At 54.6% G+C, this 15,429-nt stretch carries 13 protein-coding genes and 1 pseudogene; 10 read left to right on the forward strand and 4 right to left on the reverse strand.

Features of this window, described 5'->3' with window-relative positions; all coding sequences use genetic code 11:
- Positions 1-189: pseudogene (locus GZ1_RS12765) on the reverse strand (hypothetical protein); the annotation flags it as partial.
- A gap of 455 nt (positions 190-644) precedes the next feature.
- On the opposite strand from GZ1_RS12765, the gene GZ1_RS12770 reads away from it, so the two are divergent.
- The 10 genes from GZ1_RS12770 to GZ1_RS12810 all read left to right on the forward strand — a co-directional run bounded on the left by GZ1_RS12770 (position 645) and on the right by GZ1_RS12810 (position 12,176).
- Positions 645-1,658: a sugar-binding protein gene (locus tag GZ1_RS12770; protein ID WP_015375929.1), complete on the forward strand. Its 1,014-nt coding sequence runs from the start codon at positions 645-647 to the stop codon at positions 1,656-1,658.
- A 165-nt stretch (positions 1,659-1,823) separates the two neighbouring features.
- Positions 1,824-3,293 (forward strand): sensor histidine kinase, encoded by a 1,470-nt coding sequence (locus GZ1_RS12775; protein ID WP_060788606.1) that lies wholly within the window; start codon positions 1,824-1,826, stop codon positions 3,291-3,293.
- Positions 3,271-4,812, forward strand: coding sequence for a response regulator transcription factor (locus tag GZ1_RS12780; RefSeq protein WP_020755474.1), 1,542 nt, complete (start codon positions 3,271-3,273; stop codon positions 4,810-4,812). Before GZ1_RS12775 ends, GZ1_RS12780 begins: the two co-directional genes overlap by 23 nt.
- A 314-nt stretch (positions 4,813-5,126) precedes the next feature.
- Entirely contained in the window at positions 5,127-6,422 is a 1,296-nt protein-coding gene (locus GZ1_RS12785) for an ABC transporter substrate-binding protein (RefSeq protein ID WP_020755473.1), read from the forward strand.
- 61 nt (positions 6,423-6,483) lie between these two features.
- Positions 6,484-7,455, forward strand: coding sequence for a carbohydrate ABC transporter permease (locus GZ1_RS12790; RefSeq protein WP_015375925.1), 972 nt, complete (start codon positions 6,484-6,486; stop codon positions 7,453-7,455).
- Entirely contained in the window at positions 7,455-8,276 is an 822-nt protein-coding gene (locus tag GZ1_RS12795) for a carbohydrate ABC transporter permease (protein ID WP_015375924.1), read from the forward strand. Before GZ1_RS12790 ends, GZ1_RS12795 begins: the two co-directional genes overlap by 1 nt.
- Before the next feature lie 162 nt (positions 8,277-8,438).
- Positions 8,439-9,311, forward strand: a complete 873-nt coding sequence (locus GZ1_RS12800; protein ID WP_060788607.1) for an ROK family protein — start codon at positions 8,439-8,441, stop codon at positions 9,309-9,311.
- Positions 9,312-9,518: 207 nt separating this feature from the next.
- Positions 9,519-9,659 carry a hypothetical protein gene (locus tag GZ1_RS19310; RefSeq protein ID WP_011232673.1) on the forward strand — a complete coding sequence of 47 codons (141 nt, stop codon included), beginning with the start codon at positions 9,519-9,521 and terminating at the stop codon, positions 9,657-9,659.
- Positions 9,652-10,575: a TetR/AcrR family transcriptional regulator gene (locus tag GZ1_RS12805; protein ID WP_060788608.1), complete on the forward strand. Its 924-nt coding sequence runs from the start codon at positions 9,652-9,654 to the stop codon at positions 10,573-10,575. Before GZ1_RS19310 ends, GZ1_RS12805 begins: the two co-directional genes overlap by 8 nt.
- Complete coding sequence (locus GZ1_RS12810) at positions 10,560-12,176, forward strand: MDR family MFS transporter (protein WP_060788609.1); 1,617 nt, start codon at positions 10,560-10,562, stop codon at positions 12,174-12,176. The genes GZ1_RS12805 and GZ1_RS12810 overlap by 16 nt, the downstream gene beginning before the upstream one ends.
- A gap of 200 nt (positions 12,177-12,376) precedes the next feature.
- On the opposite strand, the gene GZ1_RS12815 is transcribed toward GZ1_RS12810, so the two are convergent.
- The 3 genes from GZ1_RS12815 to GZ1_RS12825 all read right to left on the reverse strand — a co-directional run bounded on the left by GZ1_RS12815 (position 12,377) and on the right by GZ1_RS12825 (position 15,266).
- The gene (locus GZ1_RS12815; RefSeq protein WP_060788610.1) at positions 12,377-12,736 is read right to left on the reverse strand and encodes a DUF779 domain-containing protein; all 360 of its coding nucleotides are present in this window, start codon (positions 12,734-12,736) and stop codon (positions 12,377-12,379) included.
- 208 nt (positions 12,737-12,944) lie between these two features.
- Complete coding sequence (adh, locus tag GZ1_RS12820; protein ID WP_060788611.1) at positions 12,945-14,465, reverse strand: aldehyde dehydrogenase; 1,521 nt, start codon at positions 14,463-14,465, stop codon at positions 12,945-12,947.
- Between the two features lie 213 nt (positions 14,466-14,678).
- Positions 14,679-15,266 carry a hypothetical protein gene (locus GZ1_RS12825; RefSeq protein ID WP_033006607.1) on the reverse strand — a complete coding sequence of 196 codons (588 nt, stop codon included), beginning with the start codon at positions 15,264-15,266 and terminating at the stop codon, positions 14,679-14,681.
- Positions 15,267-15,429: the final 163 nt, after the last annotated feature.

The raw sequence follows: 15,429 nt of genomic DNA on the forward strand, positions 1-15,429 counted from the left end.
TTCGATCTGGCTAATGCGTTTGTCCATAGCGGCAATATCGTCTTTTGTCGCCATTGTCTGCTCAATATGACTGGCGCGACTTTCTAATGCTCGAATATCATCTTTCAACGCAGCCACATCGTCTTTCGTTGCCATATTCGCCCGCAAAAAAGCCAGCTCATCAAAAATACGTTCTAACAACTGCTCCATCATCTTCACCTCCTTTTTTTCCGTTTCTATTATATCATTATTCGACAAAAAGAAGCAGGATCGAAAGGAAAATATGATCAAAAATTTTTTGAATTTTTTCTTAAGGTACATATATTGTCCATGTAAAAAAGGGGCTCTTCACCAAAAGTTGTACTTGATTTTTTCTGAACATACCTTATTTATGCTTGTGAGGGAAAATCAACAAATCCGCGATTTTGGCACATCTTTGTGCAGGAAACTGTATTGCTTGTCAAGTACATGTTGTGGTGAAGAGCCAAAAAAGGTAGGTAAATGAATTTTTTGCATAAAAGGGCATCATTTATATACGTCGAAAAGAAGAGGAGGGCGATGTGAGGCCGCGGCAGGCGGGAAGAAGGGAGAGACACGGCATCCATTTTCTTTTGTCTAGGCTAGCGCCCCGGCATTCATGTACAATGGCGGTAGGAGGGATCAAGATGCGCGATTGGTGGAAACGGCTGTTTTACGGGGGCGGCATCGCCCTGCTCTTTGCAAGCGCTTCCTTCACCGCCTATTGCGCTTGGAACGTGTATGCGTATCCGAAATCAGAGAAGGAACGGGTTCCGGAAAAAACAAAAGAGGCCTATCATTTCGTGCTTGTGCCAGAGGAACTCGATAATGATTACTGGCGGCTCGTGGAAAAAGGAGCGAAAGCGGCGGCGAAAGAACTGGGGGTTGATCTTGAGTATATCGGCCCGCGGCAGGCGAATATGGATGAGCATTTGCGCATTTTGAAAAAAGCTGCGGCGGCGAAAGTCGATGGGATCATCACACAAGGGTTGACGGAAGCGGAATTTGTCCCCGTGATTAACGAAATTACGGACAAGAATATTCCTGTAGTGACGATCGATACGGATGCCCCGACGAGCCGACGTGTCGCCTATGTGGGAACGGATAATTATTATGCCGGTTTTCTCGCGGGACGGGCGTTGGCTGAGGATACGAAGGGCAAGGCGACGGTCGCGATTATTACCGGCAGTTTGACGGCGGCGCACCAACAGCTGCGAGTGCGCGGATTTGAGGATGCGGTGAGACAGGAAAAAGGCATCCGCATCGTCGCCATCGAAGAGTCGCACATTACGCGTGTGCAAGCCGCGGAAAAGGCGTATACGATTTTGAAAAAGCACCCGGATGTGAATGCGTTTTACGGCACAAGCGCGCTTGATGCGATCGGTATTGCCCAAGTGGTGGAACAGTTTCACCGCGAGCAAAAGACGTATATTATCGGTTTTGATACGCTTCCGGAGACGATCCGCTATTTGCAGAAAGGAACGATTGCGGCGACCGTGGTGCAGGAGCCGTATGAAATGGGATACAAGGCGGTCAACATGATGGCCGAGATCGTCGCCGGCAGAGACGTGCCGGCGGTGACGAATACGGAGACGAAAGTGATCCGAAAAGAGGATTTGCCGCTGCGCCCGGCGCGCCATTATGAGGTCAACACGCCATGAAGGCGCCTTCCAAGCCTCCGTAGGGAGGGGGCTGAAAGCGGAGAAAGGTTGGCGAACACCGCTAAAGCATGAGAGATGGCCGTCCTTGACGTTCGAACACGTTCGGCTTGAAGCGGCAGGGCGATGCAGGCAACAAAGCGCCGGTGACAGCGGGGTGGAATCGAGATGAACATTCGGACGAAGATGCTGCTTTGCTTTACCGTGTTTTTGCTTTTGCTCAACGGAGCGGTGTTTCTTTTGTATCAGACGAGCGAAGAGATGATGAGCGATTATGATCAACGGATGCGCCGATTGCTGTTGCTGAATGAGGTGTCGCAGCGGACGAATCGGATGACCGAACAACTCAATGCGTACGTCTCGGAAAAAGAAGGACGGTATGCACGCGCTTATGAGCGGGAGTTCCGCTGGCTGCAGCAACGCCGCCGGCAGCTCGGCGCCATCTTGCCAGTGCTGTCCGATCGGTTGGCGGCGGAAAACTATGAACATATGATTGAAAGTTTGCTGGAGGAGGCGGCGCTGACGGTCTATCATTTTCAAGCTGGAAATATTGGCTTGTACTCGTCCCACTTGCATGAAACGATGAACATTGCGTCCTTTTTGCAAGAGGAAACGTTAAACTTGATTGACGATGAGCTGACGGCCTACCAACGGCGGTACGATGAAGTGGAGCGGCGCAACCGCTATTTCCGCTATATGGGAATGGGATTGTTTGTCACGACGTTGTTGCTTGGCGCCTTGCTGGCGGTGTTCTTTTCCGGCCACGTAACGAAGCCGATCATTCTTCTCTCGCGCGCTGCCCGATCCATCGCTGACGGGCGGCTGGACGGGCCGGATGTGGAGCCGACGACGAATGACGAACTGCGATTGTTGACGATCACGTTTAATGATATGCGCCGCAATTTAAAGCAGCTGATTGCGGAGATGAAACAAAAGGCTGAGCTCGACCGGCTGGTGAAGGAGCTGGAACTCAAAAGCTTGCAAAGCCAAATCAATCCGCATTTTTTATTCAATACGCTGAACACGGTTGCGAAGATGGCGTACTTGGAGGACGCCCAGCAAACGTCGCGGCTGATTGAAGCGGTGGCGGCCATTTTGCGCTACAACTTGGGCGATTTGCAGCGGACGGTGACGCTTGCCGATGAGGTGCGCATCGCCCGTGAATATTTCTTCATCCAGCAGACGCGGTTTTTTGATCGGATCAAGTTTTCGTTAGAGGCGGAACCATCTTGCCTCGATCAACCGATTCCGCCGCTCACGTTGCAGCCGCTGATTGAAAATGCGTTCATCCATGGCATTGAGACGTACGAGCAGGGAGCCGAGCTGTCCGTTTCCGTTTTCGCCGACAATGGGCGGGTCGTTGTGGAAGTGCGCGACAATGGCGTTGGCATGGATGAGCAGATGAAAGCGGAGCTTGAGGCGTTGATCCGCGGCGAAGAACCGCCGGCGCGCCGTGAGCAAGGGCGCGGCCATTCGACCGGCATCGGCTTGCGCAATGTCATTCGCCGGCTGCAGCTGTTTTACGGAGTGATGGATGTGGCTGAAATCGAGTCTGCGCTAGGAAACGGAACGACGGTGCGGTTATGGCTGCCAAGATGGCAAGGGGGGATGAACGGTGAAAGTGGCGATCGTCGATGATGAGGCGTTGGAGCGAAGAGCGCTTTGCAAAATGATTCACGACCACCTTCCGGACATCGAGGTGGTCGCCGAGGGCGCCAACGGGCGCGAGGCCATTGACATTGCCAAGCAATATCGCCCGGATGTGATGCTTATAGACATCAAAATGCCCGGCCTTGACGGGCTGCAAGCCATCGAAGCGATTCGCCAAGACGGATTGGATCTTGAGTTCATTATTGTGTCGGCGTTTGATTTGTTCGACTATGCGAAACAAGCGATGCGGTTTGGCGTCAAGGAATATTTATTGAAACCGAGCCGGAAGGAGGAGGTCATTTCGGCTTTGGAACGGGTCAGACAAGAAGTGGCGGCCAAGCGGCGACACGAGGAGAGCAGCCGCCAGCTCGAGGAGCAGATTCGCCGGTTGCAGACGCTTGTGGAAAGCGAATGGCTGTCTGTCCTCATGACAGAAGACGTATCGGCTGATGAGTGGGAGCGGTGGAAGGAACTGCTGCCGTTTTCGATCGCCTCGGGAATGTTTATGGTCATTCAGTTCCCGGATGCAGGGGTGGCTGACGAATGGAAATCATGGCTGGACAAGCAGCTTAGCGGGAAGGCGCCAACGCGCTATTGGATAGGGCGGATGGCGAACCGGCGCCTGCCGGTCTTGTTTTTCCGCAGCCCAAACGATGGCGAGCCGGCCTGGAAGCCCACCGTCCAGGCATTGGCGCTCGATTTGGCGCGGCAGTTTTCCGCCCGGTACGGCGCCGCGCTGTATATCGGGCTCGGCTCCCCGTTTTCCCGCCTTGACCAACTTCGTTCCTCGTACTATGAGGCGCTGTCGGCCGCTCATTATTACGCCGACCGGCAAAAAGCACAAGTGGGGTTTCTGCCGGCGGAAGCGACGCGCGCCGGCGGGGAAGCGGAACGGGATAAACAGCTGTTTGAAGCGCTGCGCCTTGGCGACATCGAGCAAGCCCGGATAATTTGTCTGACGTATATAGAGGAACTGGCCTCTTCTCATTCACTGCCGGCCGCCGGTCGCAAAGCGGAAGAGACCTTTGTGTGGCTCGGGCGTCTTCTATCGGAGCTGGGCATTCGTTATGAGCGGCTCGCTTCCTTTGCTTCCTGCCGGTCGGCGGCAGAATTGAAGCGGGCGGCGCTTGATGAACTGGACCGCATCGCCGCTGATCTCGAGGTTTGGCGCCAGCAGCAAGCCTACGGCAAACTCGGCAAAGCGAAAGACTACATTGACCGCCACTACGCCAAGCCGCTGACGCTTGAAGAAGTGGCGGAACAAGCCGGGATGAGCCCGTACTACTTCAGCAAACTGTTCAAAGAGCACTTTGGCATCACCTTTATCGACTACGTGACGAACGTGCGCATCGAACGGGCGAAAGAAGCGCTGGCTGGGACGGACCAAAGCTTAAAAGAAATTTGTTTTTCAGTCGGCTACAACGATCCCAACTATTTTAGCCGCGTCTTTAAAAAGCAGACCGGCCTGTCGCCGAGCGAATACCGGAAAAAAGTGCAGGCGCGCTGACAAGGGGAGTGCTGTCTCCAACAAGGAAGGTGCATGGCAAGTCAAAAGGTAAGTCCCGCAGACAAAGCAGGCTGCCCCGCCCTCTTCCGGCGTCTGAAACGAAGCCCGCCCCCTGGATGGGGAGACGGGCTTTTTTCGCGCCATAAAAGCGAAATGGCTGTCCGCTGCACCGCTTGCCTGACAGGAGAACGGAAAACAAAAAAGTGAAGAAAAACGCAAAAAAGTGAAGAAATCAAGCCGCCGTTTGCTGGACAGCGCATGGTACACTCGATGTTGAAAGGGGTTTCAAAAACAAAAGACAAAGGGGGAGAACCATGAGAAAGAAAGCATCCGCATGGCTGGCGTTGGCGCTTGGAATTGGGATGGCGCTCTCAGGCTGCAGCAGCTCGAACTCTTCATCCGATCACGCCAAACAAGGCAGCCAAAAAGCGGGAGAGAAACTCGAGATTTTCAGCTGGTGGACGGGAGCCGGCGAGGAAGACGGCTTAAAAGCGCTCATCAAACTGTTCCAAGAAAAATATCCGGATATTAAAGTCGAAAACGCCGCAGTCGCCGGCGGGGCCGGAACGAACGCCAAGGCGGTGTTGGCGAGCCGCATGCAAGGGAACGACCCGCCATCAACGTTCCAAGTGCACGGCGGAGCGGAGCTGAATGAAGGCTGGGTTGCGGCTGGCAAAATGGAGCCGCTCAACGATTTGTATGAAAAAGAAGGCTGGATGGACAAATTCCCGAAAGCGCTTATCGATATGGTAAGCAAAGACGGCAACATTTACTCCGTGCCCGTCAACATTCACCGCGGCAACGTGCTCTGGTACAACAAAAAAATCTTTGCCGACAACGGACTCCAGCCGCCGAAAACGTTCGACGAGTTTTTCCAAGCGGCGGATAAGCTGAAAGCAAAAGGCATTACGCCGCTCGCCTTGGGCGACAAAGAGCCGTGGGCGGCGACGCACCTGTTTGAAAACGTGCTGCTTGGCACGCTCGGAACGGAAAACTACAAGAAGCTTTGGACGGGCGAATTGTCGTTTAACGACCCACAAGTGAAACAAGCCGTTGAGACGTTTAAGAAAATGCTTGGCTATATTAACGAAGACCATAGCTCGCGCAACTGGCAAGACGCCGCCCAGCTCGTTGCCGAAGGAAAAGCGGCCATGTACGTGATGGGAGACTGGGTGAAAGGCTATTTTGTCAACGATTTGAAATTGAAGGTGAACCAAGACTTCGGCTATGTGCCAGTGCCGAATACGGAAGGCAAGTTTATGGTCATTACCGATACGTTCGGCCTGCCGAAAGGCGTGAAAAACCCGGATGATGTAAAGAAATTTTTAGCGGTGCTTGGCTCGGTGGAAGGGCAAGATGCGTTCAACCCGCTGAAAGGCTCCATCCCGGCCCGCATCGACGCGGATCCGTCCAAGTACGATGAATACGGCAAACAAACGATGCAAGACTTCAAAACAGCCGAATTGGCGCCGAGCTTAGCCCACGGCTCCGCAGCGCCGGAAGGGTTTGTCACGAAGGTGAATCAGGCCGTCAACATTTTCGTGACGCAAAAAGATGTGAAGACGTTCATCGACACGTTGGCTTCGGCTGCAGCAGAACTGAAGAAATAATGGAGAAAAGGGGACGGGAGCCATTCTCTTCCCCTTTTCGCCATCATGAGGAGGAATCGTAGTGGAAACGGTCAACGTCACAACGACGGAGAAGGCAACGGCCGTCCCGGCGGTGCGGAAAAAGCGGAAATGGACGGCCGATCATTGGCTGGCAGCGGCGTTTTTGGCGCCGTCGGTCGTACTGATTTTCTTATTTGTGTACGGGTTTATCGGCTGGACGGGGTATGTGTCGTTGAGCAACTGGAACTCCCTTGTACCGGATTGGTCGTTTGCCGGGTTGAAAAACTATCTGTATTTGTTTCATGATTTCCGCTTCCAGGCCGACTTGCGCAATACGCTCGTGTTTACGGTGTTGTTTATCGCCGCCGTCATCGTGCTCGGCCAGCTGCTTGCCATTTTGCTTGACCAAAAGCTGCGCGGCGAGTCGCTGTTCCGCAATATTTTCTTTTTCCCGATGGCTTTGTCCTTTGTCGTCACCGGAGTCGTGTGGCAATGGCTGTTCAACCCGTCAACGGGTGTGAATCTATTTTTGAAACCGCTTGGCCTTGATGGAAAATGGTATACGGATACGAACATCCTTGGCGGATTCCATTGGGGGAAAATCGAATTTGGCGTTCCTGTCGCCATCGTTGCTGTTGTCGTGGCGGCCGTCTGGCAAATGACCGGATTTGCGGTGGCGATGTATCTCGCCGGCCTGCGCGCCATTCCGGATGAAGTGCGGGAAGCGGCGCGGATGGACGGAGCGACCGAGTTTCAATTGTATTGGAAAATCATTTTGCCGCTGCTGCGGCCGATCACCGTCAGCGTCATCATCATTATGGCCCATATTTCGCTGAAAATTTTCGATTTGATTTACGCCATGACCGGGCCGGGGGCGAACTTTGTCACCGATGTGCCGGGCGTATACATGTTTGAAACGACGTTCCGCGGCAACTATTACGCCAACGGCGCGGCGATTGCGATCGTGATGCTGCTGTCGGTCGCCATCTTTATCGTTCCGTATCTTATCTCAAGCCGGAAGGGGGGATCGTGATGGCGAGATCCGTGTGGGCGCGGCCGTTTTTGTACGCATTGGCCATCGCCATGAGCGTGTTTTTCCTCATGCCGGTGTATGTCATGGTCGCCACGAGCTTGAAGCCGCTTGATGAAGTGACACTGGCCGACATGTGGAAACTGCCGTCAACGATCGATTGGAGCAGCTACGCCACAGCCTTTGACAAGCTCGCCCCGAACTTTTGGAATTCGATTTTGCTCGTCGTGCCGGCGACGCTGCTCTCCGCGCTGCTTGGGGCGCTCAACGGCTACGTGCTGTCGAAATGGAAGTTTAAAGGAGCGGATACGCTCTTTACGCTCATTTTGTTCGGCATGTTCATCCCGTATCAAAGCATTCTCATTCCGCTCATCCAGTTTTTGCGCGAAATCGGGCTGTACAACACGATTCCGGGGCTCGTGTTCGTCCATGTCGTCTACGGCATTCCGATTACGACGCTCATGTTCCGCAATTTTTACGCCGCGATACCGGATGAGATGATCGAGTCGGCGAAAATCGACGGCGCGGGATTTGTCCGCATTTTCCGGTATATTATGCTTCCGCTGTCGATTACCGGGTTCGTCGTCGTGGCGATTTGGCAGTTTACAAACATTTGGAACGAGTTTTTGTTCGCGGTGACGATCACGACATCCGACAAACAGCCGATCATGGTCGCCTTGCAAAATCTATCCGGCAGCCAAATCGTCCAATGGAACGTGCAAATGGCAGGAGCCTTGCTCGCCGCACTGCCGACGTTGCTTGTGTACATCTTCCTTGGCAAATATTTTGTCCGTGGGTTGTTGGCTGGTTCGGTGAAGGGGTGAGCCAATCAGCAGTGTAGATCAACAAACCCGGTAGACAATAGAATCGATTGCGCTATGTTTCAAAAAGCCGCTGATCAGCGGCTTTTTGTCATTGATGCCCTCTCCCTTTTTCTAGTAAGATAGATACAAGAAAAGAGCAGATGAAGAAAGAGAGGCGTACATATGATCCTAGGAGCCATTGAAGCCGGAGGCACAAAATTTGTCTGCGCCATCGGCGATGAACAAGGGAACATTCATGAGCGGGCGGTGTTTCCGACGACGGCGCCGGAAGAGACGATGGCGCACGTTATCGATTTTTTCCGCCCCCACAACGTGGAGGCGATCGGGATCGGGTCATTCGGCCCGGTTGATTTGCGCCCGGACAGCCCGACGTATGGGTACATTACGAGCACGCCGAAACAGGCGTGGCGAAACTTCGATTTTGTCGGCGCGATAAAGCAACATTTTCCCGTGCCGATCGGCTTTGACACGGATGTCAACGCGGCGGCGCTCGGCGAGCAGCGCTGGGGGGCGGCGCGAGGGCTTGACAGCTGCCTGTACATGACGGTCGGAACGGGTATCGGCGTTGGGGCAATCGTCGAGGGCCGCCTGTTGCATGGGCTGCTTCACCCGGAGATGGGCCACATGTTGGTCCGCCGCCATCCAGATGACACGTTTGCCGGCGTCTGCCCGTACCATGGCGACTGCTTGGAAGGGATGGCGTCCGGCCCGGCGATTGAGCGGCGTTGGGGGAAAAAGGGGGCGGAATTGGCGGACCGCCATGAAGTATGGGAGTTGGAAGCCTTTTATCTTGCCCAGGCGATCACCAACTACATCCTCATTTTATCGCCGAAAAAGGTGATCACGGGCGGAGGCGTCATGAAGCAGACGCACGTGCTGCCGCTTGTGCGCCGTCATGTGCAGGAATTGCTTGGCGGCTATATTCAGCACGAAGCGATTCTCGAGAAGATCGATGAGTACATCGTCCTCCCAGGGCTTGGCGACAACGCCGGCGTGGCGGGCGCGTTGGCGCTTGCGGCGAGGGCGATCGAATAGCAAGAACGGCCGTCCACCGTCTTCAATCAGGCGGTGGGGCCGTTTGTTTTTTGTTTGAAGGCAGGGGCTCTGACCGACTGTTCAAAAAACTCGTTCAAAAATCGACCTATTGGTCAAAAAAATATCGTTTTTGAGTTGCAAATCTGTATAACATTAGTTTATAATTAGTTTGACCATCCGGTCATGAGTGATATGGAGGCGAGGACAATGATCCATGCTCGACGGTTGGTGGAATGGCTGCAACAACAAGGTGTGCGCGCCGATTTAGTGAAACCGCGCGCGCTGCTGCCGTCGTATCGGCAGTGGATGAGGACGAATGGGAAAGGAATGAGTGGCTGCCATGGATGAACGGCGCGTCCAATTTATTGAGGCGGCAATGAAATTGTTTGCCGAAAAAGGGTATCATGAGACGTCGATTCAAGATTTGGTCGAGGCATGGGGGATTTCCAAAGGAGCGTTTTATCACCATTTCGCCTCGAAGGAAGATTTGTTGCTGGCGGTGCTCCGCTACTACAGCGAAAAAATGGTCGCTGATTTCATGGCGGACGGCGGGGAAGGGACGGAAAAAGAGCGGTTTGTCCGCCAGCTGGCTGCCCATTTTTCTCACATTCGCGAGTACAAAGACTTTTTGCGTATGATGATGTCGGAGCAATTGCCGAAAGTCAATCCGGAAGTGGAACGGTATATGTTCCGCCAGCATGGGCGCCTTTTTTTATGGTATTGCACCCGTCTGGCGGAGGTGTACGGAGAGGAAGTCTGTCCGTATGTGTATGATGTCGCCATGATGACCAACGGCATCATCCGACAATATTTGTTTTACTTCTTTTTTCGCGAGGAGGCGTTTGATGCGGACGCAGCGGCTCGTTTTCTCGTGCGCCGCATTGATGCCATTGTTGCTAGCTTTGCGGCCGGCGAGCGCCCGTTGTTGACCGAGGAGGCGCTCGTGCCATGGATAGAACTCGAAGAGCGCGAGCGCAAGCGCCAGCGGGAGCGGCTGGCTTCAGCGTTCGCCGCCGTCCGGGAGGCCGCCAACGGGCTCGATCCGAAGCAGGCGAACGATGTGCTTGAAGCCGTAGCGGCGCTGGAGGAGGAAGTGCTTGGGCGCAATGAGCCGCCGCGCGCCTATATCGTTGAAGCGCTGCTTTTGTATTTGCGCCATCAACAGGCGCCTCGACTTGCGTCGGCTTTGGACGCACTGAGCCAAGAAATGGAAGCGTATCAACGACTCAATGGATGGGAGAGAGAACCATGGAAAAAGCGTTAACAGTGCCAGCGAGCACCATTCGTCATCGTCCGTTGCTCATTACCGGGTTGATCATTGCCATGCTGTTTGCGGCATTAGACGGGACGATCGTCGGCACGGCGATGCCGCGCATCGTCGGGGAGCTTCACGGATTGGGGATTATGACGTGGCTGACGACAGCGTATATGTTGACGTCGACGACGGTCGTGCCGATCGCCGGCAAGCTCGCCGACTTATTGGGCCGTCGGATTGTCTATGTGAGCGGGTTGGTCATTTTTATGGCTGGTTCAGCGCTTTGCGGCATGGCGAACGATATGACCGAGCTCATCGTTTACCGCGGCATTCAAGGACTGGGCGGCGGGATTATGATGCCGATGGCGATGATTGTCATCGGTGACGTGTTCACCGGCAAGGAGCGGGCGAAATGGCAAGGGGTGTTCGGCGGTTTGTACGGTCTCGCTTCAGTGCTGGGCCCGCAAATCGGCGGCTTTATCGTCGACCATTTGAACTGGCGCTGGGTGTTTTACATCAACTTGCCGGTCGGCATTCTCGCCACGGTGCTGATTGCGATGGGGTTAAGCAAATATAAAGCCGAAGGGCCGGTGAAATTTGACATCGCCGGGATGGCGACGTTGACGGCGGGCGTCGTCAGCTTGCTGTTGGGGTTGACGTTTGGCGGCGACCGATATCCGTGGGGGTCGTGGCAAATCGTTTCGCTGTTTGCGGCCGCGGTTGTCTTTTTCGCTTTGTTTGTTTGGGCGGAAAAACGGGCGGAGGAGCCGATCATTCCGCTTCGGTTGTTCCGCAATCGGACGTTTACGCTGCTCAATGGCATCGGCTTTTTCATGAGCGTCGGCATGTTTGGCGCGATTATGTTTGTGCCGTTTTTTATGCAAGGCATTGTCGGTGTGAGCGCCACCCAATCCGGGACGATTATGACGCCGATGATGATCACGATGATCATCGGCAGCGTCCTTGGCGGTCGACTGGTATACCGGATCGGGGTGAAGCCGCAGCTGATCATCGGCATGGCCGTTATGGCGTCCGCATTCGGGCTGCTTGGCACGATGGATGTCGAGACGTCGAAATGGACGGCGACGATGTATATGATCATTCTCGGTCTTGGCACAGGGCTCGTGATGCCGATTTTGACGCTCGCCCTGCAAGAAAGCTTTCCAAAATCGGAGCTTGGCGTCGTGACGTCTTCAAGCCAATTTTTCCGCTCGATCGGCGGGACGTTTGGGATGACGGTGCTTGGCGCCATCATGAACCACCGGTCGAGCGCCTTGCTTGACGAGCGGCTCATGCCAAAGCTCGAAGCGCTGCCGGCGCAGGCGAAAGGGCTTGTCGACCGCTTTGCCGATATGATCCATACCGACCCGCAAGGCTTGTATTCTGTCTTGCTCAGTCCGGAAGCGATGGCGAAAATTCCAGCGCCGCTTCGGGACATGTTCGTGCCGGTGCTGAAGCAGTCGCTTGTCGATTCCCTGCAGGCGGTCTTTTGGTTCGGGCTCGCGTTTATCGCGGTCGGCTTGCTTTTCGTGTTCGGCTTGAAGAGGATCGTCTTGTCCGATCGGGCGGAGGCGATGAAGCCGTTGAAGCAGGCAAAAGAGACCGAGTGAAGAAAAGGAAACGGCGGACCGCGCCTTTTCGGCGAGAAGGCGGGCCGCCTTTTTTGTGGGCGGCAACGAACAAAAGAGCGATGAGGCATCCAGAGGTAGGCGTCGGTTTGCTTTTGTGCCGCTCATTTCGCCGGGCGGGTCTCGCATCAACGCGATGCTCGGCGCTTGGCAGCTTCACGGTGACGATCGGCAACGGGCGGCTACGGCGCGCCTGCCTCTGCGCTTTGGCCGAAGACGCGCGAGCGGGTGAGAAAGCGAACGCCTTCCGGGCCTTCGAGGGAAAACATGCCGCCGCGCCCCGGAACGACATCGATGATGAGCTGCGTATGCTTCCAATATTCGTATTGCGCCTTAGCGATGTAAAACGGGCAGCCGCCGATTTCGCCAAGCAACACGTCGGAATCGCCGACGATCAACTCACCGAGCGGGTAGCACATCGGCGAGCTGCCGTCGCAGCAGCCGCCGGATTGATGGAACATAAGTGGGCCGTATTTCGCCTTTAATTTTTCAATCAATTTTAACGCCGCTTCGGTGGCGATGACTTTCGGTTCATTAGGCATCGGATGCACCTCCTTTCGCATCACGGTCAAAGACAGGCGCCGGCCTGGCGCAGCTGCGCTGAATTCGTCGAATGGAACGGTTGCTGCGTTGTTTTCCATTCCATCATCAAAAGGCGTTTGCGTGGTTTTGGCGGCAATGGATGCAACAGTGGGCAAAAGGCAGCGCGTCGGCGCTGCCTTTTGCTGTGGAAGAGCAGGTGGACCAATGTCAGAACAAGCCAAGTTTTTTCGGCGAATAGCTGACGAGCAAGTTTTTCGTTTGTTGGTAATGGTCGAGCATCATTTTGTGCGTTTCGCGGCCGATGCCGGACATCTTGTAGCCGCCAAATGCCGCATGGGCCGGATAAATGTGATAGCAGTTCGTCCAGACGCGGCCAGCCTGGATGCCGCGGCCGAAGCGGTACGCGGTGTTGATGTCGCGCGTCCAGACGCCGGCGCCAAGGCCGTACAGCGTCTCATTGGCGATCGAAAGCGCTTCGTCATGATCTTTAAACGTCGTGACCGCGAGCACTGGGCCGAAAATTTCTTCTTGGAAAATGCGCATTTTGTTATGCCCTTTGAAAACGGTCGGCTTGACGTAATAGCCGCCGGACAGTTCTCCTTCGAGCATGTTCCGCTCGCCGCCGATCAAAAGTTCGGCGCCTTCTTGTTTGCCGATGTCGATGTATGACAAAATTTTCTCGAGCTGTTCGGAGGAGGCTTGGGCGCCGATCATCGTTTCCGTATCGAGCGGATTGCCTTGCTTGATTTGCTTGACGCGCTCAAGCGCCCGTTCCATAAAGGCGTCGTAAATCGACTCATGGATGAGGGCGCGCGACGGGCATGTGCACACTTCGCCTTGGTTTAAGGCGAACATCGTAAAGCCTTCAAGCGCTTTATCAAGAAAGTCATCGTCTTTGTCCATCACATCAGCGAAGAAAATGTTCGGGGACTTGCCGCCAAGTTCCAATGTGACCGGCACGATGTTTTGCGAGGCGTATTGCATGATGAGCCGTCCGGTCGTCGTTTCGCCGGTGAACGCCACTTTCGCCACGCGCGGGTTCGAGGCGAGCGGCTTGCCGGCTTCTAAGCCAAAGCCGTTGACGATGTTGACGACGCCAGGTGGGAGTAAATCTTCGATGAGTTCGATGAGAACGAGGATCGACGTCGGCGTTTGCTCCGCCGGTTTCAACACGACGCAGTTGCCGGCCGCGAGCGCTGGCGCGAGTTTCCAGGCCGCCATTAAAATCGGGAAGTTCCATGGGATGATTTGTCCAACGACGCCGAGCGGTTCTTTGAAATGATAGGCGACTGTGTCGTGATCGATTTCTGAAATCGTGCCTTCTTGCGCGCGGATGCAGCTGGCAAAATAGCGGAAATGGTCGATGGCAAGCGGAATGTCAGCCGCGAGCGTCTCGCGGATCGGCTTGCCGTTTTCCCACGTTTCGGCGACGGCCAGCATTTCCAAATGTTCTTCCATCCGATCGGCGATTTTGTTCAGCAAACGGGCGCGCTCTGCCGGAGACGTGCGTCCCCATGCGTCTTTGGCCGCATGGGCGGCGTCAAGCGCCAGTTCGATGTCCGCCGCTTTCGAGCGCGGCACTTCGCAATACGGCTGTCCGGTGATGGGCGTGATGTTTTCAAAATACTCGCCGTCGACCGGCGGCACCCATTTGCCGCCAATGAAGTTTTCGTAGCGCTTTTTAAATGTGACGAGCGCTCCTGGCTGGCCTGGTTGTGCGTAGATCATCCCCGATTCCTCCTCCATTTGAGTTTTTTGTATTCGCTTACAAAGGAAAGAATATTATAAAAATTCTTTCCAATGAATACAATATCATGACTGAACAATACTGTCAAATCGAAAATGTCCATGCAGCCGTATAGATGGTGATGAGAAGAGGCGCCCCGCTGCGTTTGGGGCGCCCTTGGTTGGCTTCAAGGACTTGAATCGACGGTTCGGCCATCAATCGACTTCCAAGCCTTCCAGCCAGCGGCTTGCGTAGACGCTGCAAAGATGGTGGAACACTTCGATCGCCTCGTTCGGGTCAGCTGCAAAAAAGGTGCTGGCGGCCGTTTCGTTTTCTTCGCGGACGAACTCAAGCAAAAAGTCGGTGGCGATCCGGTTGAACAAAAGAAGCGCGCCGTAGGAGCGCTCAAGCTGGCGTTTCCGCTCGAGCGGGTCATCGATGGACAAAAACGGACGCTCATAGCGGGCCGTCATCTCTGACAGCCGGCGCTGGATCTTGCGCTGGGCGTCCGTGAGCATCGCCTCGATCGTCTGTGGCGATAGAAAGGTTTGCTCGCGCAGCATATAGCCCCAAATTTGCTTGAGCGCATGGGCCGATTCGCTCGCAAACGCGATGTTGCCGAGCAGATCGGCAACGTATTGCTCGTCGTCATCAGTTTGAATGCGCAGCTTCATAATGATTTCGAGCACATCGGAATGAATTTTTTCTTTCTGCCATGATTTCGTCAGCTCATGAAGCAAGACGGAAAGCGAGCGTGCCAATTCTTCTTTCGTCATGATCAGCCAGTCCTTTCCCAGCAACATCATTCTCTTTCACATTGTATCATGACGGCTGTCTGGATAAAGCAGATCCGTTATGTTTCCGAATTGACGGAGGAAAACGGCGGTTTGAGCGAAGATTGGGATCCATCGTTTCATCTCTATTTCGCGCAGGAGACTCCCACTTCAACGACCAAAGGGAGTAAGT

It is taken from the genome of Geobacillus zalihae NBRC 101842 (assembly GCF_001544135.1).
GTDB lineage: Bacteria > Bacillota > Bacilli > Bacillales > Anoxybacillaceae > Geobacillus > Geobacillus zalihae.